The sequence below is a fragment of the Agromyces sp. P2_B3 genome (genome assembly GCF_056404815.1).
Map to the genome: position 1 here is coordinate 342831 of NZ_JBFUDH010000003.1, position 26787 is coordinate 369617.

The window sequence follows — 26787 nt, forward strand, 5'->3', positions numbered from 1 at the left end:
GCCGCCCTCGATCGCGACCACGACTCGCCCAACTCTCAGGGAGCGGCGCGCGCGTGCCCCTGTTCGCCGGTCGCAGTGCGCGCGAACCGCGGCGCGCACGTGGCGGATCGGCCGTCACCTCCCTAGGTTGGAGGGAGCAACCGACGGCGCCCGAGGAGGTGACATGACCGTTCCGCTCATCGGCATCGTCGCGGATCGAAAGTCCGCGAGCTACGGGGCCTGGGTCGACATCCCGACCGACGCGATCTCGCACACCTACACGGCCGCGATCCAGGAGGCCGGCGGCGCTCCGCTGCTCTTCCCCAGCCTCGACGTGCACCTCGACGACCCCGAGCGGCTCATCGACCTCGTCGACGGCCTGTTCCTTCCCGGCGGGCGCGACCTCGACGCCGAGCTGTACGGCAGCGAGGCGCATCCCTCGAACGACCCGCCGCTGCGCGTGCGCGACGAGCTCGAGATCGCGCTGACGCTCCTCGCGCGCGAGCGGGGGCTGCCCGTGCTCGGCGCGTGCCGCGGGATGCAACTCATCAACGTGGCGCTCGGCGGCACCCTCGAGCAGCACCTCGGCGACCGCGTCGACCTCACCCCTCACCGCGACGTGTACGGCACCCACACGTCGCATCCGGTCACCATCGCGCAGGGCACGCTGCTCGCCGAGATCACGCACGAGCGCGAGTTCGACATCTCGTCGCATCACCACCAGGGCGTCGACCGGCTCGGCGAGGGACTCGTCGTCGCGGCGACCGCCCCCGACGGCGTCATCGAGGCGATCGAATCGGTGGACGGCGCGTTCTGCCTCGGCGTGCAGTGGCATCCCGAGGAGCGGCTCGACCCCGAGGGCATCGCGCTCATCCAGGCGTTCATCGCCGCGGCCCGCACGCGGGCGCGCGCGAAGTTCGCGGTGCGCTCCTAGCGTCCGACCGGATCAGGCGCGGGACGCGTGCCCGAGGGGGCCGGAGTCAGTCGTCGGTGGGACGCTTGCGCCACTTGATGCCGGCGGCGATGAACCCGTCGAGGTCGCCGTCGAACACCTTCGAGGGGTTGCCCTCCTCGTAGTCGGTGCGGAGGTCCTTCACCATCTGGTACGGCGCGAGCACGTAGGAGCGCATCTGGTCGCCCCAGCTCGCGGTGATGTTGCCCGCGAGCTCCTTCTTCTGCGCCGCCTCCTGCTCCTTCTGGATGAGCAGGAGTCGCGACTGGAGCACGCGCATGGCGGCGGCCCGGTTCTGGATCTGCGACTTCTCGTTCTGCATCGACACGACCACGCCCGTGGGGAGGTGGGTGATGCGCACGGCGGAGTCGGTGGTGTTGACCGACTGGCCGCCGGGGCCGCTCGACCGGAAGACGTCGACGCGGATGTCGTTCTCGGGGATCTCGACCTCCTGCGCCTCCTCCATGAGCGGGATGACCTCGACGGCCGCGAAGCTCGTCTGGCGCTTGCCCGCCGCGCCGAAGGGGCTCATGCGCACGAGGCGGTGCGTTCCCGCCTCGACGCTCAGCGTGCCGAAGGCGTAGGGGGCGTCGATCTCGAAGGTGGCCGACTTGATGCCGGCCTCCTCGGCGTAGCTCGTGTCCATGACCGTGGCCGAGTAGTTGTGCTTCTCGGCCCAGCGCAGGTACATGCGCATGAGCATCTCGGCGAAGTCGGCCGCGTCGACGCCGCCGGCGCCCGCGCGGATCGTGACGACGGCCGGGCGGTCGTCCCACTCGCCGTCGAGGAGGATCTGCACCTCGAGGTCGCCGATCGTCTTCTGCAGCGACGCGAGCTCGGTGCGCGCCTCGGTCGCGGTCTCCTCGTCGCCGGCCTCTTGGGCCATCTCGACGAGCACCTCGAGGTCGTCGAGGCGGGAGTCGATGCTCTTCACCCTGGCCAGCTCGGACTGCCGGTGGCTCAGTGCGCTCGTCACCTTCTGGGCCTTCTCGGTGTCGTCCCAGAGGTCGGGGGCGCCGGCCTGCTCGGAGAGCCGGGCGATCTCGGCCTCGAGGGCGTCGACGTCGACGACGGCGCGGATGTCGCGGAAGGTGGAGCGCAGCGCGGCGATCTCCTGCGTGAGGTCTAGATCCAACATGGCCTCCCCAGCCTAGTCGCGCGGGCGTACACTGCGGTGCAGCGGCGGCCTGCGGTGGCTCGCGGAGCCGTCGGCGAAGGGGGCGTCCATGTCGGGTCACGCGTATCTCTCGTTCTTCGCGGATGCCCCGGGCGAGTCGCCGGCGGTCGGCCACGAGGACTGGATCGAGCTGCTGTCGTGGACGTGGGGCGTGACCTCCGACCTCGGCGCGTGGGGCCAGGGCGGCGGCCACGGCGGAGGCGGCGGCGCGGGACGCCCTTCGCCCACGGCGCTCACCTGGGAGCACGCGTTCGACGCGGCATCCACGAGGCTGCTCGGGTTCGTGGCATCCGGCCGGCACGTTCCCAAGGCCGAGTTGCACGTGACCCGTGGCGGTCGTGACGCGTGGCTCATCGTGAAGATGCAGGACCTCGTGATCACCTCGGTCGTCACCGCCGGCTCGTCGGAGGGCGATGTCGAGCAGACCGTCGGCATGGAGTTCGGCTCGGTGCGGTTCGAGTACCGCAGGCAGCAGCCCGACGGCTCGATGGGCTCGCCGGCGACGGTCGACTGGGACATCCGGCGCGGCACCGTCTCGACCACGCCCTAGCGGAGGCCGGCCGACCCGGTCGCCGAACGCCGGCACCGAGTGGCCGCTGCGAGCGGCGCCGCGGGCGGGTGTAGCGTCGAGGCGATGACCGTCTCGACGCCCCAGTTCTCGTGGCGCTCGATCATCCTGCCGGCGTACCTGCCGACGCTGCTCTTCTCCATCGGCGAGGGCGCGATCATCCCGGTGATCCCCGTGGTCGCGACCGAACGCGGCGCGTCGCTCGCCCTGGCCGGCCTGGTCGCGGCCATGGTCATGGTCGGCGAGCTCGTCGGCGACCTGCCGTCGGGCTGGCTCGTCGCCCGCATCGGCGAGCGCAACGCGATGATCGGCGCCGCGATGCTGGCGGTCATCGGCGTGCTCGTCGCCCTGGTCTCCCCCACCGTGCTCGCCCTGGGCATCGGCATGTTCCTGCTGGGGCTCGCGACCGCGGTCTTCGGACTGGCGCGGCACGCCTTCCTCACGAGCTACGTGCCCGAGGCGACGCGTGCGCGGGCCCTGTCGACCCTGGCCGGCGTCTTCCGCGGCGGGTGGGCCCTCGGCCCGTTCGTGGCCGCCGCGCTCATCGCGTGGACGGGCTCGTCGGAGGTGGTGTTCTGGGTGCTCGTCGCGGCCTGCTTCGCGGTCGTCGTCGTGCTGCTCGTGCTGCCAGACCCCGAGCGGGTGTTCGGCGCCGCGCAGCTCGTGCGCGAGGCATCCGTCGCCGCATCGGGCGCGATCACGGGCGGCATGCGCACGATCGGCGAGGCCGAAGCGGATGCCGCGTCGCATGGCGTGTTCCGCGCGATCGTGACGCACCGCGCGGTGCTGCTGCGGATCGGCAGCGGCGTGGGCCTGCTCGCGGCCGTGCGTGCCAGCCGCACCGTCATCGTGCCGCTGTGGGCCGTGTCGATCGGCATGCCGCCCGAGGACGCCGCGATCGTGATCGGCGTCTCGGCGACCATCGACTTCGCCCTGTTCTACGTGAGCGGCCAGGTGATGGACCGATTCGGGCGCCTCTGGAGCGCCATCCCCGGCCTCGTCGGCCTGGGCGTGGGGCAGCTGGTGCTCGCGTTCACCCACGACCTGCCGAACGCCGTCGCGTGGTTCACCGGCGTCGCGGTGCTGCTCGGCGTGGCGAACGGGCTGTCGAGCGGCGTGATCCTCACGCTCGGTGCCGACCTCGCGCCCAAGGCCAACCCGGCGCCGTTCCTCGGGGCGTTCCGCACGATCGCCGACGCGGGCCAGGCCGCGGCGCCGCTCGTGCTCGCGGCCGTCACCTCGGCGGCGTCCATCATGGCGGCGAGCGCGACCATGGGCGTGCTCGGCCTCGTGGGCGCGGCCGTGCTGTGGCGGTACGTGCCGCGCTACGTGCCGCGACGCCCCCGGCCGCGGCGCGACTGAGCGACGCGCGGATCGCTTCTTCCCGTTCCCACCGCGAGGTCAGCGTCACGACACGCGGTGGCCGTATCGCCGAGTGACCACGAATGGCGCTTCACACCGTTCTGGAAGGTCTGTTTGCGACCACTCGATGCCGTCGGTTGGGTGTCGCCGCAGGTACTCGCGGGCGGCCCGTGCGCCGGTCAGTCGAGCGCGTCGAGTGCGGTCTCGGCGGCCTCGACGTCGTCGCGGGCGCGGTCGGCGGCGGTGGCCGCCTTGGCCCGTGCCCGCTCGGCCTCGCGTTCGCCGCGCTCGGCGTCGGCGATCTCGCTGCGGAGCTCCTTCAGCCGCGTCTCGAGGTCGTGGCGCTCGTCGCGCAGCTCGTCGGCGTGCCACTCGGCGGCGTGCAGCAGGTCCTGCGCCTCGTCGAGGTCGCGTTGCGCCTGCTCCGCCCGGTCGCGCGCCTCCTGCACGTCGGCCTCGGCGCGCTCGCGCTCGGCGGCACGCGCGGCGTCGGCGCGTCGCCGTTCCGCCTCGGCCTCGGCATCCGAGTCGCCGGCGCCCTGCTTCGATGCGCGCTTCGAGCCGGTCGCGCCCGCGCGCTCGGCCGTGACCTCGCCGCCCGAGCGCGTCGTGCGGCGCTTCGCCGGACGACGGGCGGATGGCTCGCCGGCGACGGCCCCGTCGAGGTCGACGTCCTCGAAGCCCACCGCCTGGATGCCGCGCACCAGCCGGCCCGTCGCGAGCGCCTCCCCCGCGCGCTCGTCGACGGTGGCCGCGATGAGCGACTGCTCCACCTCGTCGAGCACGGCCCGCGAGGGCGGGCGGCCGGCGTCCTCCGCGATCCTCGTCGCCTCGTGCAGCAGGCCCGACACGAGCTTGCGGCGCTCCGAGCCGATGCCGGTGAGCGCCCGGCCGTCACCCGCCGACTGCGCCTCGCGCAGGTCCTGGCCGAGGTCGAGCAGCTCGTCGAGGCCGTCGGGCTGCTCGCGCACCAGCCGGTTGACGATCCACGCCGCCGGCGATGGCTTGCGCAGCTCGCCGATGCGTTGCGCGAGCTCGCGATCGTCGGCCTTGACCGCCTTCGCACGGGCGTTGCGCGCCGACGTGAACTCCTCGGGCACGAGCCCGTACAGCTCGTCGGCCTCGGTGGTGAGCGCGTCGGTCGGCATGGGCGTCACCCGCGCATCGTGAAGCTCACGAGCAGCACGGCCTGGCTGAGGAACACGAACGCGCCGATGACGATCGCCGCGAGCGACACCCACGACGGGCCGGTGGCGGGATCGCGCTTGAACTGGCGGCGGCCGATCACGCCGAGGACGATGCCCCCGGCCGCGGCGACGAGCGCCGGCACGGCCGGCAGCAGGAACGACCCCGCCGAGAGCACGACGCCGATGATCGCGTACAGCGAGGTGCGCCGCCGGGCGAGGCCACTGCCACCCGTACCGGGGGCTCCTGAGCTCATCGGCCGTTCACCTTCTCGATCCGCATCACGAGCACGATCCGGTCGGCCTTGTCGGCCGGCGGCTCGGGGTCGGTCTCGCCGTACCGCTTCGCGAGGTGCACGTAGAAGGCACCCTCGGGGTCGGGCACGGTCTCGGCGAGCCGGCCGCGCACCTCCACGTACTTCAGCGGGTTCTCGGGGTCGAGCGCCTCGAGCGTCATGTGCGGGTCATGCTGCAGATTGCGGTACTTCGCCCGCGTGGTGGTGTGCGTGAAGCGGATGACGCCGGCGTCGGCGTCGAGCTCGAACCACATCGGGTTCACCTGGATCCCTCCGTGACGACGCACGGTGGCGAGGTGGCCGAAGACGGGTGCGGTGAGGATGCGGACGAAGTGATCGGAGAGCTCGGCGGTCATTCCTCCAGTCAACCGCACAGGGGCGCACCGCGGCATCCGTCGACGACCGCGAAGCGCCGCACGCGGCGACACGCCGGGGACGACCCACCTGTCCCCCGGGCTGGGGGCGCGGCATCCGAGGGCCTGTGGTAATCCTGTCGTGTTGATGGCGAGCGGGCCGGGGGGCCCGCGAGTGCGGGGGGCACCATGCGACGATCGCGACTACTCGGCGTGCTGCTGATGGCACCGCTGCTGGCCCTGCCACTGGTGGTCGCGTCACCGGCGGCGGCCGCGCCCGACGTGGAGGTACGGGTCACGCTCGAGCGGATCCGGCTGACGGGCGGCGACGACGGATGCGGCGACCCCGACTGGTACGCCAAGGTCACCATCGACGGCCAGACGTTCAACAACGAGGACACGCCCTCGCAGGACGCCGAGGAGGGCGATCCCGACATCACGCCGAACTGGGAGTTCTCGCGCACGGTCGACACGGCCGCGCTCGCGACGCCCGGGCAGGTGCCCCTCTCGATCGAGATCTGGGAGGAGGACGGCGGGTTCTGCTTCGGCGACGACCTCTTCGACGCGTCGCAGTCGGCCGGTTCGGCCATCGCCGGCTCCGCCACTGTGGCGCCCTGCAGCGTCGGCCTCGACGGGCAGACCCTGCTCTGCGGCGCGAGCGGCATCTTCGCCGGTACCGGCGGCGACCGGGTCGAGGTCACCATGCGAGTGGAGGTCGACGAGCCCGCGAGCGCGCCGGGCCAGCGCATCCGCTGCATGCACACGCCCGCGTGGCCGCAGGCCGGCGAGACCGTGACGATCACCGCGACCTCGCTCGACGGCGCGCTCCAGCCGCTCATCGCCGACGACCTCGAGATCTGGTTCCAGCCCGACACCGCCGACGTCACGACGCGCACGAAAGCGGTCGACACCTCGGGCGTGGCATCCGCGACGTTCACCTTCACCGCCTCCCCCGATCCGGGCGCCGACGACTTCGACTTCGCCTACGGATGCCGCATGGCGAAGGGCGGCACGCCGATCTTCAGCGGCTGGCGACGGGCGACCGAGGGCGATCCCGGCACGTCCAGCTTCCCGATCGTGTACACGGGTCCGAGTGCGAGCCGACTCGACATCGTGTTCATCGCCGACGTCGACACCTACCCCTTCGGGCCGGATGCCCCGTTCAACGCCATGTTCGTCCAGGACATCGCCCAGGTGGTGAACACCTCGTACTACGGCTTCGATCCGTTCCTCACGAACCAGGACAAGTTCAACTTCTGGGTGGTGCTGAACCAGGGCAGGGCGGATGACGCGAACGACGGCAGCTGCGATCACGACCTGCCACCAGGGTGGGACGAGGACTTCGCCTTCGCGGATGCCGGGGCCATCCTGCACCGCAAGTCGCAACGCGACTGCGCGCTGCGCGGGGACCGCATCTTCTCGGGCACGCTCGACACGACCTACCGCAGCGACGCGTTCCAGGTGGTGACCCACGAGACGGGGCACCAGCCGTTCGGCCTCGCCGACGAGTACTGCGACCAGCGTCCGGGCTCGGCGAGCACGACGTGCGACGGCGGCTACTTCGAGCAGGACGACGCACCGAACATCTACGAGGAACCCGAGGACTGCGTCGACGACCTCGGGGCGTTCCCGGGTCGACCCGAGTCGGCATGCCAGGAGTTCACGGAGGACAACTTCTGGTTCTTCGACACCGACTACACGGTGTCCGACCCGGTGTCGAACGACCTGATGGTCGACAACGGACTGGCCCAGCCGTCGGACATCAGGCGGATGGACTTCATCTTCGGGCACTGCCAGGCTGCGGGATGCTGAGGCGCGACATGCAACGGAAGCACATGACGTACTGGGGGCTGGGGGTCGCCGCGGCGACGCTCGCCATCGTGGCCCTGCCGTTGACGACGGTGCAGGCCGACACCACCGAGGACCCCGGCACGGCCGCCCTGCCGGTGATCGTGGATGCCGCAGCCGACCCCGCGAAGGCCGTGGTCGTGCGGCTCGACTTCGCCTCCCGCACCGAGACGAGCGTCGCGAGCGTGGCCGTGTCGATCCAGCGGGCGCACTCGCACATCGGCGACCCGCCGCTGCTGCGCCTGACGACGGCGGACGCCGACGGCGTGCCCATCGAGGTCATGAACGCGTGGAGCCCGCTCTGGGTGTTCACGAACGACGGCCAGGAGCGCCTCGAGATCCAGGACAGCGGCTCGGGCAGCTTCGTCGTGCCGTTCGCGGCGAACCTCGCGAGCCTCACCGTCGAAGACATCGAGCTCGGCCAGACGGTGGCCGACGTCGACCTCGAGGGGCCGATCCAGGACTTCTGCGCCGCGAACCCCGCCGACCCCGACTGCCTCGAAGCCGATCTCGGCGTCGACTCGGTGTCGCCGACGGGACCGCTGTTCGCCGTCATGGGCGACGCGGTCGACCTCCCCGTGGCGAGCGTGGTGAGCAACGCCGGCCCCGACGGACCGGTCGACGCGGAGGTCACGCGCTCGGTCGTCGCCGACCCCGGCCTGACCGTCGTGCCGTCGGCCGCGGAGACGGTCGACGTGCCCGCGCTGGCCGTCGGCAGCCCGCAGTCGCTCGAGAAGACCTACGCGGTCACGTGCACCGCGCCGGGCGTGCACTCGGTGTCGTTCACCACGACGATCGAGCCGAAGCTCGCCTCGGTCGTCGATGCGAACCCCACGAACGACTCGCTGACCGAGGCGTTCGAGGTCGACTGCGCGGTGCCCGTCACGATCAACATCCAGCCCGGCAGCACCACGAACCCGGTGAAGCTCAACTCGGGCGTGCTGCCGCTGGCCGTGCTCACGACGAGCGCCGGCGAGTACGGCAACCCGGTGGCGTTCGATGCGACCACGATCGACCCGCTCAGCGTGAAGTTCGGGTCGGAGGCCGTGCTGCTCGGCGGCGGTGGCGGCACGGAAAGCCATCGCAAGGGGCATCCGGAGCGATCGCTCGAACTCGATGAGCGCACGCGCGATGCCGACCTCGACCTCGTGCTGCACTTCGGGCCGCGCACCGGGGTGCTCACCCCGAGCGACACCGAGGGGTGCGTGTTCGGGCGCTTCGACGGGCCGACCGGTTCGACGGCATTCTTCGGGTGCGACGTCGTGCACGTGAAGTGACCACCCTCGTTCGCTGACTCGCTTCCGTGCCGTGTGGCGCGGCGGATCGTGGTCATGGCATGTCTCCGCCACCACCTGCGCGCCACCTCGTGACAGCGTCGTGTCAAGCCACGAACGTGCACGAGAGGTTCATCCATGCCACCACGCAGCCAATCATCCGCCGTCCGACGTCGCCGCGGCATCGCCGTCGCCGCAGCCCTCAGCGGCTTCGCGATCGGGGCCGCGGGCATCGGCACCGCGATTCCCGCGGTCGCCGGCCCGAGCGACGGGAACGGGGGTTCCGGCGGTGCCGGGGCGACCGCGGCCCCCGCCGCCCCGACCGGCGAGCACCGCGTGACGCTGATCACCGGCGATCGCGTCACCGTCACCGAGCTCGCCGACGGCCGGCAGACGGTGGAGATCGACCCTGCGGTCGAGGGTGGCGGCGTCCAGACGGTGCAGGTCGGCGACGATCTCATCGTGCTCCCCCAGCAGGCGATGCCCTACCTCGCCTCGGGTGCGCTCGACCGCGACCTCCTCAACGTGTCGAAGCTCATCGAGTTCGGGTATGACGACGCCTCCGTCGCGGCCACCCCCGTGATCCTCGAACTCGCCGACGGGCCTGTCGCCATGAGCGCCGAGCCGCTGCCCGGCGTCGAGGTCGGCACGGCACTGCCGAGCATCGACGCGGCCGCCGCGGTGGCCGACCACGCTGCTGCCGCCTCGACGTGGGCTGCGCTGACGGATGCCCCGGCCGCCCCCGGCCTGTTCTCGGCCGAGCCCGGCGCGAAGACCTTCGGCGGGGGCATCGAGGCGATCCACCTCGACGGCAAGGTGCAGGCGACCCTCGACAGCTCCGTGCCGTGGATCGGCGCCCCCGAGGCGTGGGAGGCCGGGTACACCGGCGCCGGCGTCACCGTGGCCGTGCTCGACTCGGGCATCGACGACACCCACCCCGACCTTGCCGGGCGCATCCTGCCCGACTCGTCGAGCTTCGTCCCCGGTGAGGACGTCCTGACCGACACGCACGGGCACGGCACGCACGTAGCCTCGACGATCGCCGGCACCGGTGCGGCGAGCGGCGGCGCGAACCGCGGCGTCGCCGACGGTGCCAACCTGCTCGTCGGCAAGGTGCTCAGCGCCGACGGCTACGGACAGGACTCCTGGGTCATCTCGGGGATGGAATGGGCAGCGGCGCACGCCCCCATCGTGTCGATGAGCCTCGGTTCGTCCCAGGCGTCCGACGGCGAGGACCTCATGGCCGAGGCGCTGAACGGCATCTCCGAGCAGACGGGCGCCCTCTTCGTGGTCGCCGCCGGCAACGCGGGTGCCCCCGAGACCATCGGCACGCCCGGCTCGGCGGCGAGCGCGCTCACCGTCGGCTCCGTCGACGACCCCAGCGGCGCACTCTCGTACTTCTCGAGCCAGGGCCCGCTCACCCGTTCGGGCGCGCTGAAGCCCGACCTCTCGGGTCCCGGCAACGACATCACCGCCGCCCGCTCGGCGGACAGCGACGGCGAGGGCGCCTACCTCAGCATGAGCGGCACCTCCATGGCCACGCCGCACGTCGCCGGCGCCGCCGCGATCCTCAAGCAGCAGCATCCCGACTACACCGCGGCACAGCTGCGCGCCGCGCTCACGAGCACGGCCACCGACACCGGCATGACGCCCTACCAGGGCGGGTCGGGAGTGGTGAACGTGGCCGCCGCCGTCGAGTCCGACCTCGTGGCCTCGGGCTCGGGTGACTTCGGCATGCTCACGTGGGGCGAGGAGCCCGAGCTGGTCGTCCGCACCATCGAGTACACGAATCGCGGCGACGCCGAGCTGACGGTCTCGCTCGAGGGGTCCCTCGTCGACACGACCCCCGGCGGCGGCGGTGGTGAAGAAGGACCCGGCCCGTTGTCGGTGCGCGAGGCATCCGAGGTGCTCAGCATGGATGTCGACTCGCTCACGATTCCCGCGGGCGAGACCCGAGCCGTGACGCTCACCGCCGACCCTGCCGCGGTGCCGGCCGGCGTGCAGCTGTCGGGCATGCTCGTGGCCTCGGTCGACGGCGAGCCCGTCACGCGCACCGCCCTCGGCATCATCGCCGAGTCGGAGCGCTACGACCTCGAGGTCACGGCCACCGGACTCGACGGCGAGCCGACGCAGGCGGCCGGCTGGATCTGGAACGCGGCAACCGAGTGGTACGACTACGTGCAGGTCGACGGCAGCACGACGCTGCGGCTTCCAGCCGGCGACTACTCGCTGATGTCGTACATGGACGTCGCGCCGACCGCCGACACGCAGGGGGTCGCGCTCGTCGGCGACCCCCACTTCACGCTCGACGACGCGGGCACGAGTGTCGCATTCGACGCCCGAACCGCGAAGCCGGTGAGCGTCGACGTCGGCGAGCGCGGTCTCGAGACCATGGTGATGCGCATGGACTACCTCGTCGACGGCTTCGGTGGCGGCCTGGTCGCCCCGGTGTGGGTCGACCAGCTGTACGCGCAGCCGCAGGATGCCTCGGATGCCGACTCGTTCAGCTTCACGAACCGCTGGCGCCTGCAGCACCCCAACCTGGTGCTGAAGTGGGGCAAGCAGGTGCTCGACACGACGACCGCGCCGGGTGCGACGATGCTCGACCGTGAGGTCAAGGGCAGCGCCGTGGCCGTCGGCACCGGCTCGGCCGAGGAATTCGCGGCGGTCGACGCGCGCGGCAAGGTCGCCGTGGCGGTCCGCTCCGACGCGGTCACGCCTCCCGAGCGCGCGGCGAACGCGGCCGCGGCGGGTGCTGCACTGCTGGTGGTCGTGAACGACGGCGACGCCGAGTTCAACGAGTGGGTCGGCGCCGATGACGGCACGGCCGCACCGGTCGCCGTCGCCACCGTGAGCGGCCTGCAGGGTCGCCCGCTCCTCGACGCGCTCGCTTCGAAGAAGGTCTCGCTGACGGCGACGGGCAACGCGAACTCCGAGGAGATCTGGGACATCCTGCGCTACAGCCGGGATGAGGTGCCAGCCGACCTGGACTACCGCCCGACCGACCTCGCACGTATCGACACCACGTACCACGGCCGCGAGGGCGACCTCGTGGGCGAGTACCGGTACGACTTCACCCCCGACCAGCTCTCGGGCGTCGGCTACCCGCTGCGCGCGGCCCGTGGGGTGACGCGCACCGAATGGGTGAGCACCACCGACGTGAGCTGGAACCAGGGCGTGTTCCTGGTCGACGGGACGTGGGGTATCCGTGACGTGCGGCGATCGTTCAAGGCCGGCTCGGTGAACGAGACCAGCTACTTCGGACCCATCGTGCGCCCGTACGTCGGCCAGGGCTTCTGGGCCCCGAACCGCCAGGGCGACTTCGTGCAAGTCAACATTCCCTCCTGGGCCGACGGCGGCCAGCCCGAGCACACCGGCTCGTTCGACACGTGGGCCGAGATTCCGGGGCTCGTGCAGCACTCGGAGCTCTACCTGGACGGCGAACTGGTGAAGACCTCGGAGTACCAGGGCCTGAACTACTTCGGGCTGCCCGACGGCGACAGCGAGTTGCGCATCGTGAACGTCGCCGAGCACGACGGCACGTGGCTCGACTCGTCGACCTCGACGACGACGGAGTGGACGGTCACGTCGACCGGCGCGGCCGACGACTACGCGGCCCGACTGCTGCCGATGATCCAGGCGACGTACGACCTCGAGGTCAGCGAGGCCGGCACCGTCGGCGACGACCGCAAGAAGGGCACGAAGGTGCCGCTCGGGTTCGCACTCGGGCACGTGTCGGGTGCCGATCACAGCGGCATGGTGACGGATGCCACGCTCGAGGTGCGTCTGCCCGGCGGCGACTGGAAGTTGGTCTCCACGAAGCTGGTCTCGGCCGTCGACGACGGCCCCGGCGACCCGATCACGAGCCTGTTCCCGAGAGGCCGCGCCTACGTCGCCTCGTACGAGGCGAGCGTGGCCGTGCCCGATGCGGGCGGCTGGGTCGACCTGCGGGTGACGGCGAAGGATGCCGCGGGCAACACGTTCAGCCAGGAGATCGAGCGCGCCTTCGAGGCCGCCCCCGCCAAGGGCGGCGGCCACGGCGGCCCGGGCGGTCGGCCGTGATCGGCTGACCGACGGCRTGGGCCGCGCCGGGGACGAGCGCGGCCCACGCACCACGACGGCCCGGGCGATCGGAGAATGTCGCCCGGGCCGTCGTTCGTGTCTCGTCCGCTTCGGCTCAGTGGAAGACGGAACGCGCCGTCACCGTCACCTCGATCGGCACGGTGAGGGGCACGAGCTCGGTGGAGAGCGGCGCGTGCCAGACGGAGCGGAGCGTGACCGTCGCGGTTCTGCCGTCGTCGGAGGCCGCACGCACCAGCTCGACGTCGTCGAGGTCGGTCGCGGCCGCACCGAGGTATTCGGCCGCTGCTCGGTGCACGTCGGCATCTCGCAGGTCGAACTCCAGGCGATCGCCGTCGATGCGAACCGATTCGAGCGGCCACGCTTCGGCGCCCGCGAGGGCGGCCCCATCGGCCACCGTGAAGAGTCGCTTGCGTTCGAGGTAGAGGGTCGTCGCGGAGGCCACGACCATGACGATGGTGAGTCCGAGGAAGCAGTAGAAGATGGTGAGCAGGAGGGTCGAGCCCTGCTCGTCGCTCCGTCGCTCGCCGACCACTCGCTCGCGGGCGATTCGGTCGCCGAGCCGGAGTCGAGGACTCGCTGTCATTGCGGCCGTCCCGCGAAGCGCGACACCGTCTGCGTGGCACTCGCTTCGATCGGCACACTGCCGATCGCGCTGAGGGTCAGGACGTCGGGCACGAGCGGCAGGTCCACGCGAGCGCGAACGGCGACGCTCACGTGGGCGCCCGCGTCGGTGCAGTCCGCGCGGTCGCAGGTCACGGATACAGACGCGGCGTCGGCGTCGATGCCGTAGTCGTCGAGCGTCACGCGCACCGCGCGCTCCACCGCGGCATCCGATGCGCCGTTGTCACCGCCGAGCACCGCGACCCGCGCCGCCTGACGCGCTGCCCCCTCGACGCCGAGCGCCCCGGCCTGGATGGTCGCGACGGCGAGGACCAAGTAGACCAACGGCACCAGCAGCAGCATCCCGACGGTGAGGAATTCGAGCGATGCCGTGCCCTCGTCCCGACGGAGTCGGTCAATCCAGGGTCTCGACAGCCGCATGGCCTGATACCTCCAACCCCTGCTGGACGCCCAGGAGCCCGATGACGGGCAGGGTGGTGCGCACGGTGACCTCGATCGCCGGCACGCCCGCGATCGAGGTCGTACCCGCCGTCACGTCCTGCCCGTAGTCGGCCGAGATCGCGGAGGCGATGAGGTCTCGGGTGCGCGCGATCCCGTCGCTCGGCGACGACCCGGCCAGTGCCGCGTATCGGGCTCCCTCGGCCGCCGCGTCGAGCACCGTGTTGCGCACGTGCAGCGCCAGGGCGAGCTGGACCACCGCGAGCGCGAGCACCGTGAGCAGGACGCCGACGAGCGTGAACTCGGCGACGGCTGAGCCGCGCTCGTCCGCGAGCCCGTGCGCGAGCCCGCGGCCGCGGCGGAGCACGCCGGACATGCCGGACCGCTGTCGCCGATGGGGCGCTCCTAGAACCCGGTCACGCGACCGATCGCCTGGTCGAAGACCCCGCTGAGGGCTGGACCGGCCAGGCCCCAGATCACGATCACCAGCCCGGCCGTCATGAGCGTGATCAACACCCAGCCTGGTACATCGCCCCGCTCGTCGCGCAGTCGTTCGAGCAGCCGTTCTCGCATGGTCGTTCCTTTCGTGGGCGCGGTCGCGGTGGCGCGCGCATGGTGTGGTGGTGTGTCGCATCAGAACCCGGTCTGCAGCACGAGGTAGCCGGGGAACAGGGCGAAGGCCACCGTGACGGGCAGGATCAGGAAGATCAGCGGAACGAGCATCGCGATCTCCTTGCGGCCCGCCACCTCGATGATCGTGCGCTTCGCCTCCTCGCGGGCGTCGCCCGCCTGCGACCGCAGGACGGCGGCGAGGGGCGCGCCGCGCTCGAGAGCGCCGAGGATCTGATCGAGGGCTCGCGAGAGCGCCGGGTGGTCGAGGCCGTCGCGGAGTTCCGCGAGCGCGAGGCTGAGCGGGACGCCGGTGCCGACCGCGGACACGACGCGCGCGAACTCGCTCGGCAGTTCGCCGTGGCCGGCGGCGGCGATCCGCCGGATCGCGTCGAGCATGCCTTCGCCCGCCGTGAGGCTGAGCGTCAGGAACTCGAGCACGGTGGGCAGCTCGGCCGAGACCCGCGCGAGCCGACGGCGAGCGCGACGCTGCAGCATCCAGTCGCGCAGCGCGGCACCGAGTGCCGCGCCGATCACCGGCATGGCGACGCGCACGATCGCGGGCAGGGCGGTGAACGTGGGAACGGCGATCGCGAGCGCGGCGCCCGCGACGAACGCGCCGGCCGCCCAGGCGAGCTGCTCGCCCCGGAACCGCTCGACGGACACGCTGGAGCCCGACTGGCGCAGCCGCTTCGCGATCACCTCGTTGCCGCCGAGCCATTCCGTGGCGATGGCCCTGGCTCGGTGCGCGAGCGGCGCGACGACGACGCCCAGCACGGGTGCCGGCCCCGCCGGACGCTGCGCCAGCATCGCTCGCGCCTCGGCGGACAGGTCGGCCACGTACGGGGCGACGCGTTCCACGAGACGCGGCCGCCCGAGCCTCGGAACCGTCGAGACGATCAGCCACAGCCCGAGCCCGAGGATCGCGCCGAGGACGAGCCCCGTCGGCGAGATCGCATTCAGCGAAGCCATCGGCGCTCCTCGGGCAGGCGACCGAGTGCGACCATCAACCGATATGCCACGATCGTCACGACGACGCCGACGATGATCAGGGTCGACCCGGCCGCCGAGTCGTACGCGACGAGGGTCTCATGGCGAGACGCCAGCACGACGAGGAGCAGCCAGGGTGCGGCCACGCCGAGGCGCGCGGCGTTGCGGATCCACGACTGCCGGGCGATGACCTCGGCGCGGAGTGCCGCGTCTTCCCGGAGGTAACCCGAGAGCCCGCGCAGCACGGCGGTGACGTCGCTGCCGCCCACCTCCCGCGCCATGCGGAGGGTCTCGAGCAGCCGGTCGGCGACGGGATCGGCCAGCGTCGCCTTGAGCTGGTCGACGGAGAGCACGAAGTTGCCGGTGCGCTCGTAGTGCGCGGCGAACTCGCCGAACGCGCGCCGGGTGGGCGCCGGGCCGAGTTCTGCGAGCGCGGCGACGCTCTCGGGAAGCGACATGCCCGCGCGAACTGACGCCACCAGGTGATCGACCACGTCGGGCCACACCGCCCGGTTCGCCGCACGTCGCCGGGAGGCGCGCCCGCGCACGGCGAGCGGGACGAGCGCGGCGCCGAGCACCGCGGCGACGGCCGTGAGCACAGGGATCTGGAACACCGCCTGCGCGATCGCGCCGAGGATGATCGCGAGGATGGCGCACACGGCGACGACCGCCGCCAGGGGCACCCCGCCGAGCCCGGCGAGGGCGAGGTCGTCGTGGATGCCGCGGAACGCCGGTGACGGTGCGTCATCGGTGCCCCGGCGCGCGGGCCACAGCAGCGGCGACACCGCCAGCAGCACGCCCAGCCCGAGGAGTCCGCCGAGGATGAGGCTCATCCTGTCGCTCCGCCGAGCACCAGCGCGGGATTGAGCCCGGCTGCGACGAACTTCTCGAGGCGCGCGGGCCGGGCGCCGGTCGGCACGAGGGTACCGCCGCTGCGGAGGAAGATGGGGTCCATGTCGACCGCGGCATCCGTCGTCGCGCCGGTGGGGGCGGCGATCTCGAGCACGCGCCGCACGCCGTCGCGGTCGATGCCGAGATGCACGACGAGGTCGATGCAGCTCGCGACGGTGGGGACCACGAACGACGAGTCGATGTTGCGCCCCGCGAGCAGCGGTAGCGTGCACAGCTTCACGAGGGCGTCGCGGGCGGAGTTGGCGTGGATCGTGCACATGCCGGGCAGCCCCGAGTTGAGCGCGATGAGCAGGTCGAGGCTCTCGGCCTCGCGCACCTCGCCGACCACGATCCGGTCGGGTCGCATGCGCAGGGCCTCCTTGATGAGGCGCCGGAGCGTGATCTCGCCCGTGCCCTCGAGGTTGGGCTGGCGGCACTGCATCGACACGAGGTCACGCACGTCGAGGTCGAGCTCGAACGTCTCCTCGACGGTGACGACCCGGTCGCCGACCCGCGCCGCCGACATGAGTGCGTTGAGCAGCGTCGTCTTGCCGGTGTGCGTCGCCCCGGACACGAGGATGTTCGCGCCGGCGAGCACGTTCATGCGCAGGAACTCCGCGGCCTGCAGCGGCAGCGAGCCGAGTTCGACGAGCTGCGCCAGCGAGCGGATGCTGCGCCGGAACTTGCGGATGTTCACCGCCCAGTGAGCGCGTGCGACATCGGGGATCGCCACGTGCAGGCGAGAGCCGTCGGGCAGCGACGCGTCGACGAAGGGCGACGACAGGTCGACGCGCCGGCCCGAGTGCTGCAGCATCCGCTCGACGAGCTCGCGCACCTCGCGGTCGGAGAGCACCACCGTCGTCAGCTCGGCGACTCCGTCGCGTGCGACGAACACGCGGGTGGGCGCATTGATCCAGATCTCCTCGACCGTGGGGTCGTCGAAGAACGGCTGCAGCGGCCCGTAGCCCGTGATCGAGGCGACGACGTCGCGGGCCGTGCCGGCCTCGTCGCCGAGCTGCGCGTGCGCGCCCGCCAGCGCCCGCTCGCTGTAGCGGCGCACCTCCTCGTTCGCGTAGCGCGCCGCGACGCTGCCGTCGGTGGCGAGGTCGACGCCCTCGCGGAGGACCCTGGTGCGCACGCGGTCGGCGATGGTGCGCACGGGGTCGGTCATGCGTCCATGATGCGGGGCGGCGGATGACGCGCCCCGAACTTATCCACAGCGCGCGACGCCTTACGGATGGCGCACGCACGTCACGGGATGGCATGCGCGGCGAGGTCCGTTCGGTTCGCCGTCGCAGACTCAGTCGCCCAGGAAGAGGGCGATGTCCTCGCAGAAATCGCGATCGAGGGTGTCGATACGACCGTGCGCCACGAAATCCTCGGCGACTCCGAGGAACACGTCGTCATCAGGATTGGACAATGTGCCGTTGTAATCGACGAGGATCGCGCCCGAGTTGATCCCCGAGTCGTGGAACAGGAACTCCCCATCGAGCCAGGCCGTCGACTTGAACGACTCCTTGACCCAGATGGTGAGCGTTCCATCGCCATTGTCGACGATCCTGTGATCGCGGCCGTTCCCCTGTGCTTCGACCACGAAGGTCTTCCCATTCGCCGTGTACGTCGCGACCGACTTGTACACGCTTGCGAAGCGCAGGATGCCGTCCTCCTCCGTGGTGACGCGGTCGATGCCACTCCCTTCCCAGCTCTCGGCGACCTCGAAGTCGACGACGTCGGGATCGCACCACTCCTCTTCACCGACCAAGTGGACGGTCTCGTAGGAGTCCTCCCAGGGAATGACCTCCACCGGACCGGCATACGCGGGTGATGCGAGCGTCGTCGTCAGCAGGAGGCCGGCGGCGACCCCTCCGATGAGCGTTGAGCGGTTCATGTCGGGTTTCCTGTCTCGCGTGCCCAGAAGTGAGGATTTCTCGCTGGGCACACGCTACTCGCGCCAGGTCGGCGCGGGCACCCCCAATGCGCCACAGCGTTTCGCTCACGTCGGTTACTGCTTCACATGATGTAGTTGATCTGATACAGTACTCGACATGATGCAAGACATTGCCGACAGCGAGGCGTTCACCGCCGACCTGCTCCGCGGTCACACCGACACGATCGTGCTCGGCGTGCTGCGACGACACGACAGCTACGGCTTCGAGATCTACAAGTCCATCCGCGAGGCCACCGGCGGCGCCTACGAGATCAAGGAGGCGACGCTCTATGCGAGCTACCGCCGCCTCGTGCGCGACGGGCTGGCCGAGGCCTACTGGGGCGACGAGTCGCAGGGCGGCCGCCGCAAGTACTACCGCATCACCGATGCGGGCCGCGCCGCCTTCCGCTCGAACGTGGCCAACTGGGTCGCCACGCGCGGCATCATCGACGACCTCCTGGGCACCGCGCCCACTGCACTGAAAGGCTCCCGCGCATGAACGCGACCGACCCCATCCGCCGTAGCACCGACATCCACCGCCTCCTCGACGAGGCGTTCGCCGGCGTCGAGGTCACCCCCGAGACGCAGGACCTGAAGGAGGAGATCCGCGACAACCTCCTCTTCCGCGTCGCGGAGCTCGAGGCATCGGGCATCGAGCCGTCGGATGCCGCGCGCCGGGCGATCGCCGAGCTCGGCGACCTCCGCGCCCTCGTCGACGGCGACTCCCCCGCCGAGACGGCCGCGGCCACGCGCACCGAGTCCGCGGCATCCGCTGCGCTGCGCAATCGCGTGCGGCCGAGGCCCGGCTTCGTGGTGCGCACCGTGGTGCTCTCGATCGTCGCCGCCGCAGCGCTCGCGCTGCTCGTGCTCGGCCTGTTCGACGTGCTGTCGACGAGCACCGCGGTGCTCGTCACGCTCAGCGCGGTGTTCGGCGTCGCACTCGGGTTCGTCACGGGCGACGCCCTGCGCCAGGAGACGAGCGCGAGCCATCCGCTGCCCACCGGCCGCGCCGTGTGGTTCGGCGCCTCGACCGGCGCGCTGCTCGCCGGCCTCGCGTTCACCGCCGTGGTGATCGTGCGGCTCGACCTCGCCTGGATCATCCTCGGCGCCCTGCTCGTGGTCGCCGCGATCGGCGTGCTGAGCTACCTCGGGGCGACGCAGACCAACCGGCACAAGCCGTGGGTGCTCGAGCAGCAGCGCACGGCCAACATCGGCAACCGCTTCGACGAGGACCCGGCGTCGGCCGCCCGCTTCGGCATCTACACCGCCGCCATCTGGACCGTCGCGTTCGTCGTCGCGATCGTGCTCGGCTTCACCGTCGGGTGGCTGTGGGCACCCGTCGCGCTCATCGCCGGCTTCGTCGTGATGCTCATCACGCTCGCGCGCATGCTGTTCGGCGCCGACGCGAAGCGCAAGGGCTGAGCGCGGCATCCGCTCGGCTCACGGATGCCGCGGGCGCGCCGTTCCCCAAGGGACGGCGCGCCCGTCGTCGCCTTCGTGAGCCGGGCCGCCGCTGGGCCAGCGCCTAGACTGATCGGGCACTCGCGGGAGTGGTGAAATCGGCAGACACGCAGGATTTAGGTTCCTGTGCCTTCGGGCGTGAGGGTTCAAGTCCCTCCTTCCGCACTGGCTCAACGGGCCCGACGCCCCCGAAGTCTCGGGAGAGTCGGGCCTTGGCATTGGGTCGTCGTGAACGACCCGCGTACCCTACTCCTGCCAGGGCACATCCGGCGCGTGGTAGTACCCGATTCCAAGCTGGTCCCAGCGGTCGGCATGCGCGACGATCCGGTTCTGAAAGTCATCGAACGAGCGCACCTCGGAGTTCGACCAGCCGATCTCGGCGATCGCCGGCATGCGGGGGAAGCTCATGAAGTCGGCGTACTCAGGGATCGGGATGAACTGGTCGAGCGAGGTCGGCAGCTTCGTCGACCCGCGGTAGGCGCGATCGGTCCAGAGGGCCGCCTCGACTCCGGCGATCTGCTCCTCGGTCGCGAGCGACACACTGCCGTCGGGGCTCGACGTCACCGTGATCGGGTCCCACTCGTACGCGCGCTGCAGGTCAACGAGGCCGGCCCAACTGAGTCCATAGGGCACGGTCGAGTCGTACTTCATGTCGAGATACGCGCGGTCTGCCGGCGACGCAACGACCTGGGCACCCTGCTCGAGGGCCGACCGGAGGTCGCGAACGTCGACCCGCTCGTTCGGCGTGCCGATGGAGGCCTGGTCGCCCGCGTCGGCCCACCACTGGATGAGCGATCCAGGCGGCAGCGGCGACGAGCCGATCTGGTGCCAGCCCATAATCCGCTTGCCCTGGTCGGTCACGATGTCCCCGGCGGTCTGCACGTACCAGTCCATCTGCTCGTCCGTGATCGATGGCACCTCGTCGCCGCCGATGTGCACGATGTCGGACGAGCTCTGCACGGCGGCCTCGCCGAGGACGTCGACAAGGTATGTCTGCACATCGGCGCGCTTCTCTGGGGTGAGGCACACGGGTGGGAGCCCGACGTCGAAGCCGGTGTACGGCGCCGGTGCGACGCCCGAGCAGTTGATACCCGGGATCGCCGCCTTCGCCGAGGTCGAATGGCCCGGGCCGTCGACCTCGGGCACGACCTCGATGAACCGCTCCGCCGCGTACTCGACGATCTCGCGGTAGTCGGCCTTCGTGTAGAACCACGGACCGCCCGTGCCCGGGGCCCAGCCGCTCTGAGTGGAGCCGCCGATCCCGGTGAGCTCGGGGCGAGCGTCGACCGTGAGCCGCCAGCCCTGGTCGTCGGTGAGGTGCAGGTGCAGCGCGTTGAACTTGTACAGCGCCATCTGGTCGATGAAGCGCTTGACGTCGTCGACGGGGAAGAACCGGCGGCCGACGTCGAGCATCGCACCGCGGTACTCGTAGCGCGGCGCGTCGGCGATCTCGACCGCGGGCACGACCCACGGGCCGTCCGAGGCGTCGGATGACTCGATCGCTGCGGGCAGCAACTGCCGAAGCGTGGTCACGCCGCGGAAGAGGCCCTCGGCACTGTGCGCCTCGACCGATACACGCGTACCCGTCGCCTCGAGCGTGTAGCCCTCATCGCCCAGGGCGTTGTCGCCTCGCGTCGACAGCTCGATCGTCGCGCCCTGGGATGCCCCGGCCGCGCGTTGCCCGACCGGAATCTCGTAGCCCGTGGCATCCCGGAGTAGTGCGGCCAGACTCTCCCCGACCTCGGCGGCGCCGTCGTCTCGTGGATGGGTCCTGATGACGGTGCCCGACCCGAGCACGACCGGAGCCGCTTCCGGGGCCTCCAGGCGTGCCGGGGCGGGGATGACGGCGATCTGCGCGCCCCCACCCGTCGTCTCAGTGACGTCGGCTGCGTTCGCTGGGACCGGTGCGACGATCAGTGCGATCGCTCCCACGGCCGCCACCGCGGCGATCGTCTGGGCTCGGCGTGTCCGTGTGGACATCGATGTCCTCCTTCAGCTTCAGCGGGTCAGGTCGTGCCCGATGCCTCGGAGGCTAGCCGCCTTTGACGAAAGATGTCAACAAGTACCCACTTTCAATCACTATCAATCACTTTTCACGAACTATCAAGCACGTTTCGCGCACTCGTCATGGGCGGAGGAGGTCGTTCCGCACTGAGCTGAGCTGAGCTGGGACGGGCACTGAGCTCGCGGCTCTGGGCATCGAGCGCGGACCCGTTCTGGGGGCGCGGCACGCCCGGGGCGGCGTACGCTGACGCCGAGTCCGAAGGAGGACCATGAGCTCAGCGGACCCCACCCCGCCGCCGGGCCAGGGTTCGGCCGAATCCGCCGACGCGGGCGGTGCGGTCGCATCCGCGCCGACTGGCTGGCCAGGCATGACCACGTCGACGCGGGTGTGGCTCATCGTCGCCGCGGTCGTCGTCGTGCTCATCGTCGTGGGCAGCATCCGCGCCGCGGTCGTCGTCGTGCTCATCGTCGTGGGCAGCATCCGCGCCGCGGTGGTCGTCGGCCGGGGAGCCGACCCCGCCGCGTCCGGCGACAGTTCTTCCGCGCCCCGACCTCGACCACGTCGCCGGTTCCCTCGCCGACGCCGGCCCCGACACCGCCCGCGGTCGCGGATGCCGGAACGTTCATGGGCCAGGCGAACGGGCACCTCGACGACATGTCCGACGACCTGGACGACATGGTCGCGACGGTCGGCGAGGACGGCTTCCTGCGTCTCCTCGCCAACGCCCTCGAGCTGACCTTCAACCTCGGCCAGCTCGAGGCGCTCGCCGTTCCCTCGAGCGTCGAACCGGCCTACACGTCGGGACTCGCCGGCCTCGAAGCGACCATCGGCTCGTTGAGCGACCCGATCGCCGACCAGGACGACGCGGCGCTGCTCGCGATCATCGACACGCTGCGAGCGGAGATCGCCGACCTGCACGGCATCGTGATCACGGCGACGTAGCGCCCGCCGCCGACCAGTCGGGTCACCCGTCGGCCCGGCCGCGGTCACCAGGTGGCGACGTACTCCGACACGGGCAGCACCGTGGAGCGCACGACGGGGAGGCCGCGGGCGATCGCCTGGTCGATGCGGTCGCGCAGGCCCTGCGAGTCGATGCGGTAGTCGACGAAGTCGGTGTCGCTCGCGTACACGCCGATCGGCAGCGTGATCGCCTGGAAGAACGAGAACAGCGGGCGGAACTGGTGCTCGATGATCAGCGCGTGCCGGTCGCTGCCGCCGGTCGCCGCGAGCAGCACGGGCTTGTCGATGAGCGCGTACTGCCCGACGAAGTCGAACACGTGCTTGAACAGGCCCGTGAACGACGCCCGGTAGACGGGGCTCGCGACGATGAGCAGGGTGGCCGACTCGATGCGGCGCAGCGCGTCCTCGGCGATGGGGCTGAGGTCGTCGCGGCTCAGCGCACCCGAGAACTCGCGCCCGATGTCGGAGAGCTCGATGAGGTGCGTCTCGACCTCGAGGTCGTTGCCCGATCCCGAGCGCAGGGCGGTGGCGAAGCCCTCGAGGATCTCGTGCACGAGCACGGTGGTCTTCGACGGCGAGTGCAGGCTTCCGGAGACGGCGACGATGGAGATGTTCGGCATGGTTGGACGCTAACCCGCCACGGGCGACACCGGAATCGCCCTGGACACCCGGGGTAAGGCGACGACACAGGCCTTCACACGAGGTATCCCGGCGTCACGGAAGGCGCCGCGCACGCGGCATCCGCGGCTCGCAGATGTCGCCGCGTGACCGCTCGGACGCGTCGTCATGCGTCGCGGAGGAGCCGGTGCGTGACGCGCGCCGAGAAGTACAGGGCGTCGACCGGGATGTGCTCGTCGGCCGTGTGGAACTGCCCGAACACGTCGAAGTCGTCGGGCACGCGCAGCGGCACGAAGCCGTAGCCGGCGATGCCGAGCCGGGCGAGGTGCTTGTTGTCGGTGCTCGCGGGGAGCAGGTAGGGCACGACCACACCGCCGTCGTCCTCGGCCGTGATCGCACGCTGGGCGACCTCGAGGAGCGGCGAGTCGAGCGGCGATGCGATCGGCGGGATCCACCGGGCGACCTCGAGCTCCACGTCGTCGCCGACGACGCGCTGCAGGTCGTCGCGGAACGTGTCCTCGTGGCCGGGCAGGATCCGGAGGTCGAGGGCCGCGGTCGCCGTGGCGGGGATGACATTCGTCTTGGATCCGGCCGAGAGCACCGTGGGCGACGCCGTGTCGCGCAGGGTCGCGCCGACGATGCCGCCGACGAACCCGAGGTCGTCGAGCTGCGCCTCGAGCGCGGCATCCGTGAACTCGACGCCGCGGGCGGCGCCGAAGCTCGTGAGGAACGCGTCGAGCGCCGGCGTGCGGGTGACCGGGAACCGGTGCTCGCCGACCGCGGCGACCGCCCGCGCGAGTCGCACCACGGCGTTGTCGGCGGTGGGGCGGGAGCCGTGCCCGGGGCGTCCGCGGGCCTTCAGCTGCGCCCACGCGACGCCCTTCTCGGCGGTCGCAACGAGGTAGGCGCGACGACCGGGCGCGAGCGGCACGGAGAATCCGCCGACCTCGCTGAGCGCCTCGGTGGCGCCGGCGAACAGCTCGGGATGGTGCTCGACGAGCCAGCGGGCACCCCAGACGCCACCGGCCTCCTCGTCGGCGAAGAACGCGAAGACCAGGTCGCGCTCGGGCACCTCGCCGTCGCGCGCGAAGGCCCGCGCGACCGCGAGGATGACCCCGGCGAAGTTCTTCATGTCGACGGCGCCGCGCCCGTACAGCACGCCGTCGTCGATCTCGGCGCCGAACGGCGGACGCGTCCAGTCCTGCCCGTCCACGGGGACCACGTCGAGGTGCGCGTGCACGACGAGCGCCCCGCGGGACGGGTCGCGTCCCGCGAGGCGCGCGACGACGCTCCCCCGGCCGGGCCGCGACTCGAGGAACGTCGTCGCGTAGCCGGCCTCCTCGAGGGCCGCCTGCACGTAGCGCGCGGCCCGGGTCTCGCCGTCGCCGACCGTGTCGGGGTCGCCGGTGTTCACGCTCTCGATGCGGATGAGGTCGCGGATGAACCGCAGCGCCTCCTCCTCGAGCAGCGAGCCGGCCGGGGGAACGTCGTTCGAAGCCATGTCGTTCAGTGTTCCCCTACTCCGCGGACTTCCACGCCGCGACGAGCGAGTCGAGGCGCGAATCCGCGCCCAGCGTCACGCCGTGCACCGTCGGCTGGGTGCCGAGGATCGACGTCAGCTCGTGCACCGGGACCTGGTGGAACTCCGTCGCGATGCGCTCCTGCGCGTCGGCGAGCACGGCGCCGCGAGCCGTGGCATCCGCCACCGCCGCCTGCTCCTGCAGCAGCGACTCGAGCTCGGGGTCGTCGAGGTGGAGCCGGTTCGTGGCGGCCGTCGAGTAGGTGGTGCGCAGCACGTCGCCGTCGGCGCGCGACAGGTTCTGCCAGGACAGGTCGAAGTCCCCCGACTCCTGCAGCTTCAGGAACTCGGGCACCGTGCCGCCCACGAGGTTCACCTCGACGCCGACCGCCTTCAGCTGCTGCTGGATGAGCTCGAGCGACGTCTGGTTCGGGCCGAAGTTCGTGATCCACGCGAGGTCGAGCGAGAGTCGCTCGCCGTCGCGCTCGCGGATCCCGTCGGATCCGGGCGCCCAGCCGGCCTCATCGAGCAGCTCCTCGGCGTGGTCGGGATCGAAGGCGAAGCTGCCCGACTGGTCGGCGAAGCCCGGCGTCGTCGCGGCGAGCGAGCTCGTGGCCACCGCGAACAGGTCGTTGAGCGCGGTGTCGCGCACCTCCTCGGCGTCGATCGCGTTCGCGATGGCCTCGCGCACGGTGCGGTCGGCGACGATGGGACGCGCCTCGTTGAAGTAGACACCGAACGTGGCGCCGGGGTTGCCGCGATGCACGAGCGGGAACCCGCCGTCCTCGAGGGTCTGCACGTCGATGGGCTGCACGCCGCCGATGACGTCCACCTGCGCGGAAGCCAGGCTGCCCGTGCGCACGCCCGCCTCGGGAACGACCTGGAAGGTCACGGTGTCGAGGTGCGCCGCACCGTCGTTGCCGAGGGGCGCCGGCCCCCAGGCGTAGTCGTCGCGCCGCTCGAGCACCGTCTGCACGTCCTTCGTGTACTCGTCGAGCGTGAAGGGTCCGCTGCCCACCACGGCCGAGCCGTCGGCGCGCTCGGCGAACGGGGTCGCGCGGGTGGACTCCGCCACGATGCCCAGCGCGACGGATGCGGCCGAGCTCGGGAACGCGGCGTTCGGCGCGGCGAAGTGCACCTCGACGGTGTCGTCGTCGACGGCCACGGTCTCGGCGTAGCCGATGAACGAGCTGATCGCCTGGCTCTCGGCGCCGGCGGCGACGATATCGTCGAACGTGCCCTTGACGTCGGCGGCCGTGAGCGGCGAACCGTCGGAGAACGACACGTCGTCGCGCAGCTCGAACGTGAACACCGTCGCGTCGTCGTTGCTCGACCACTCGGTGGCCAGCCAGGGCTCGAGCGCCCCGGTCTCCGGGTCCTGGTAGAGCAGTGAGTCGACGAGCTGGCGCGTGACGTAGAGGGTGTCGTTGCCCGAGCCGGTGCCAGAGGGGTTCAGCGAGATCGGGTCGTTGCCGATGGCGAAGACGAGGTCGCCGCCCTCGGTGACGGCGCCGTCGGATGCCGCGTCGGAGGTGCTCGCGGCGGCGGCGCAGCCCGTGAGGGCGAGGGTCGTGGCCGCGACGGCGGCGGCGAGGGCGGTTCGGCGATGGATGGACATGTGCTGCTCCTGGTGTTCGGTCGGTTCGGAATGCGTGGACGGGATGGAGTCGGG

General features: G+C 71.4%; 25 protein-coding genes and 1 tRNA gene. 10 read left to right on the forward strand and 16 right to left on the reverse strand.

Features of this window, described 5'->3' with window-relative positions; translation table 11 throughout:
• Positions 1–163 precede the first annotated feature (163 nt).
• Positions 164–913: a gamma-glutamyl-gamma-aminobutyrate hydrolase family protein gene (locus tag AC1DZA_RS07220; RefSeq protein WP_476772213.1), complete on the forward strand. Its 750-nt coding sequence runs from the start codon at positions 164–166 to the stop codon at positions 911–913.
• A 46-nt stretch (positions 914–959) separates the two neighbouring features.
• On the opposite strand, the gene prfB is transcribed toward AC1DZA_RS07220, so the two are convergent.
• Complete coding sequence (gene prfB / locus AC1DZA_RS07225; RefSeq protein WP_476763421.1) at positions 960–2069, reverse strand: peptide chain release factor 2; 1110 nt, start codon at positions 2067–2069, stop codon at positions 960–962.
• A gap of 88 nt (positions 2070–2157) precedes the next feature.
• Between prfB and AC1DZA_RS07230 the strand changes: the two genes are divergently transcribed.
• Positions 2158–2658 (forward strand): Hcp family type VI secretion system effector, encoded by a 501-nt coding sequence (locus AC1DZA_RS07230; protein WP_476763420.1) that lies wholly within the window; start codon positions 2158–2160, stop codon positions 2656–2658.
• 84 nt (positions 2659–2742) lie between these two features.
• A complete protein-coding gene (locus AC1DZA_RS07235) occupies positions 2743–4038 on the forward strand; it encodes an MFS transporter (protein ID WP_476772214.1) in 1296 nt (431 codons plus the stop codon).
• Positions 4039–4217: 179 nt separating this feature from the next.
• On the opposite strand, the gene AC1DZA_RS07240 is transcribed toward AC1DZA_RS07235, so the two are convergent.
• Genes AC1DZA_RS07240 through AC1DZA_RS07250 form a run of 3 tightly spaced genes read right to left on the reverse strand, consistent with a single transcriptional unit; the run spans position 4218 to position 5874 of the window.
• Positions 4218–5195, reverse strand: coding sequence for a hypothetical protein (locus AC1DZA_RS07240; RefSeq protein WP_476772215.1), 978 nt, complete (start codon positions 5193–5195; stop codon positions 4218–4220).
• On the reverse strand, positions 5192–5479 hold the full coding sequence (locus AC1DZA_RS07245; RefSeq protein WP_476772216.1) for a hypothetical protein: 288 nt from the start codon (positions 5477–5479) through the stop codon (positions 5192–5194). Before AC1DZA_RS07245 ends, AC1DZA_RS07240 begins: the two co-directional genes overlap by 4 nt.
• Entirely contained in the window at positions 5476–5874 is a 399-nt protein-coding gene (locus AC1DZA_RS07250) for a PPOX class F420-dependent oxidoreductase (RefSeq protein ID WP_476772217.1), read from the reverse strand. The genes AC1DZA_RS07245 and AC1DZA_RS07250 overlap by 4 nt, the downstream gene beginning before the upstream one ends.
• A gap of 186 nt (positions 5875–6060) precedes the next feature.
• On the opposite strand from AC1DZA_RS07250, the gene AC1DZA_RS07255 reads away from it, so the two are divergent.
• From AC1DZA_RS07255 to AC1DZA_RS07265, 3 genes are all read left to right on the forward strand, one after another.
• Positions 6061–7683: a hypothetical protein gene (locus AC1DZA_RS07255; RefSeq protein ID WP_476761491.1), complete on the forward strand. Its 1623-nt coding sequence runs from the start codon at positions 6061–6063 to the stop codon at positions 7681–7683.
• 8 nt (positions 7684–7691) lie between these two features.
• Complete coding sequence (locus tag AC1DZA_RS07260; protein WP_476772218.1) at positions 7692–8996, forward strand: hypothetical protein; 1305 nt, start codon at positions 7692–7694, stop codon at positions 8994–8996.
• 135 nt (positions 8997–9131) lie between these two features.
• Positions 9132–13055, forward strand: a complete 3924-nt coding sequence (locus AC1DZA_RS07265) for a S8 family serine peptidase (RefSeq protein WP_476772219.1) — start codon at positions 9132–9134, stop codon at positions 13053–13055.
• A 115-nt stretch (positions 13056–13170) separates the two neighbouring features.
• Here the strand turns inward: AC1DZA_RS07265 and AC1DZA_RS07270 are convergent, their stop codons facing one another.
• The 8 genes from AC1DZA_RS07270 to AC1DZA_RS07305 all read right to left on the reverse strand — a co-directional run bounded on the left by AC1DZA_RS07270 (position 13171) and on the right by AC1DZA_RS07305 (position 18564).
• On the reverse strand, positions 13171–13659 hold the full coding sequence (locus tag AC1DZA_RS07270) for a Tad domain-containing protein (RefSeq protein ID WP_476772220.1): 489 nt from the start codon (positions 13657–13659) through the stop codon (positions 13171–13173).
• On the reverse strand, positions 13656–14117 hold the full coding sequence (locus tag AC1DZA_RS07275) for a hypothetical protein (RefSeq protein ID WP_476772221.1): 462 nt from the start codon (positions 14115–14117) through the stop codon (positions 13656–13658). The genes AC1DZA_RS07270 and AC1DZA_RS07275 overlap by 4 nt, the downstream gene beginning before the upstream one ends.
• On the reverse strand, positions 14092–14511 hold the full coding sequence (locus tag AC1DZA_RS07280) for a TadE/TadG family type IV pilus assembly protein (protein WP_476772222.1): 420 nt from the start codon (positions 14509–14511) through the stop codon (positions 14092–14094). The genes AC1DZA_RS07275 and AC1DZA_RS07280 overlap by 26 nt, the downstream gene beginning before the upstream one ends.
• 29 nt (positions 14512–14540) lie before the next feature.
• Positions 14541–14708, reverse strand: coding sequence for a hypothetical protein (locus AC1DZA_RS07285; RefSeq protein WP_235933983.1), 168 nt, complete (start codon positions 14706–14708; stop codon positions 14541–14543).
• 60 nt (positions 14709–14768) lie between these two features.
• A complete protein-coding gene (locus AC1DZA_RS07290; protein ID WP_476772223.1) occupies positions 14769–15716 on the reverse strand; it encodes a type II secretion system F family protein in 948 nt (315 codons plus the stop codon).
• On the reverse strand, positions 15704–16567 hold the full coding sequence (locus AC1DZA_RS07295; protein ID WP_476772224.1) for a type II secretion system F family protein: 864 nt from the start codon (positions 16565–16567) through the stop codon (positions 15704–15706). The genes AC1DZA_RS07290 and AC1DZA_RS07295 overlap by 13 nt, the downstream gene beginning before the upstream one ends.
• Positions 16564–17796: a CpaF family protein gene (locus AC1DZA_RS07300; RefSeq protein WP_476772225.1), complete on the reverse strand. Its 1233-nt coding sequence runs from the start codon at positions 17794–17796 to the stop codon at positions 16564–16566. Before AC1DZA_RS07300 ends, AC1DZA_RS07295 begins: the two co-directional genes overlap by 4 nt.
• Before the next feature lie 129 nt (positions 17797–17925).
• Positions 17926–18564, reverse strand: coding sequence for a hypothetical protein (locus tag AC1DZA_RS07305; RefSeq protein ID WP_476772226.1), 639 nt, complete (start codon positions 18562–18564; stop codon positions 17926–17928).
• Positions 18565–18670: 106 nt separating this feature from the next.
• On the opposite strand from AC1DZA_RS07305, the gene AC1DZA_RS07310 reads away from it, so the two are divergent.
• The 3 genes from AC1DZA_RS07310 to AC1DZA_RS07320 all read left to right on the forward strand — a co-directional run bounded on the left by AC1DZA_RS07310 (position 18671) and on the right by AC1DZA_RS07320 (position 20178).
• Entirely contained in the window at positions 18671–19051 is a 381-nt protein-coding gene (locus AC1DZA_RS07310) for a PadR family transcriptional regulator (protein WP_159600918.1), read from the forward strand.
• Positions 19048–19974 carry a permease prefix domain 1-containing protein gene (locus AC1DZA_RS07315; RefSeq protein ID WP_476772227.1) on the forward strand — a complete coding sequence of 309 codons (927 nt, stop codon included), beginning with the start codon at positions 19048–19050 and terminating at the stop codon, positions 19972–19974. Before AC1DZA_RS07310 ends, AC1DZA_RS07315 begins: the two co-directional genes overlap by 4 nt.
• Before the next feature lie 122 nt (positions 19975–20096).
• A tRNA-Leu gene (locus AC1DZA_RS07320) sits at positions 20097–20178 on the forward strand.
• Positions 20179–20259: 81 nt separating this feature from the next.
• On the opposite strand, the gene AC1DZA_RS07325 is transcribed toward AC1DZA_RS07320, so the two are convergent.
• The gene (locus AC1DZA_RS07325) at positions 20260–21993 is read right to left on the reverse strand and encodes a beta-N-acetylhexosaminidase (RefSeq protein ID WP_476772228.1); all 1734 of its coding nucleotides are present in this window, start codon (positions 21991–21993) and stop codon (positions 20260–20262) included.
• Between the two features lie 649 nt (positions 21994–22642).
• On the opposite strand from AC1DZA_RS07325, the gene AC1DZA_RS07330 reads away from it, so the two are divergent.
• On the forward strand, positions 22643–22960 hold the full coding sequence (locus AC1DZA_RS07330; protein ID WP_476772229.1) for a hypothetical protein: 318 nt from the start codon (positions 22643–22645) through the stop codon (positions 22958–22960).
• A gap of 44 nt (positions 22961–23004) precedes the next feature.
• Here AC1DZA_RS07330 and msuE read toward each other — a convergent pair whose 3' ends face one another.
• From msuE to AC1DZA_RS07345, 3 genes are all read right to left on the reverse strand, one after another.
• Entirely contained in the window at positions 23005–23598 is a 594-nt protein-coding gene (msuE, locus tag AC1DZA_RS07335) for an FMN reductase (protein WP_476763790.1), read from the reverse strand.
• Positions 23599–23762: 164 nt separating this feature from the next.
• Positions 23763–25097 (reverse strand): M20/M25/M40 family metallo-hydrolase, encoded by a 1335-nt coding sequence (locus AC1DZA_RS07340; RefSeq protein WP_476772230.1) that lies wholly within the window; start codon positions 25095–25097, stop codon positions 23763–23765.
• 16 nt (positions 25098–25113) lie between these two features.
• A complete protein-coding gene (locus tag AC1DZA_RS07345) occupies positions 25114–26733 on the reverse strand; it encodes an ABC transporter substrate-binding protein (protein ID WP_476772231.1) in 1620 nt (539 codons plus the stop codon).
• Between the last annotated feature and the right edge of the window lie 54 nt (positions 26734–26787).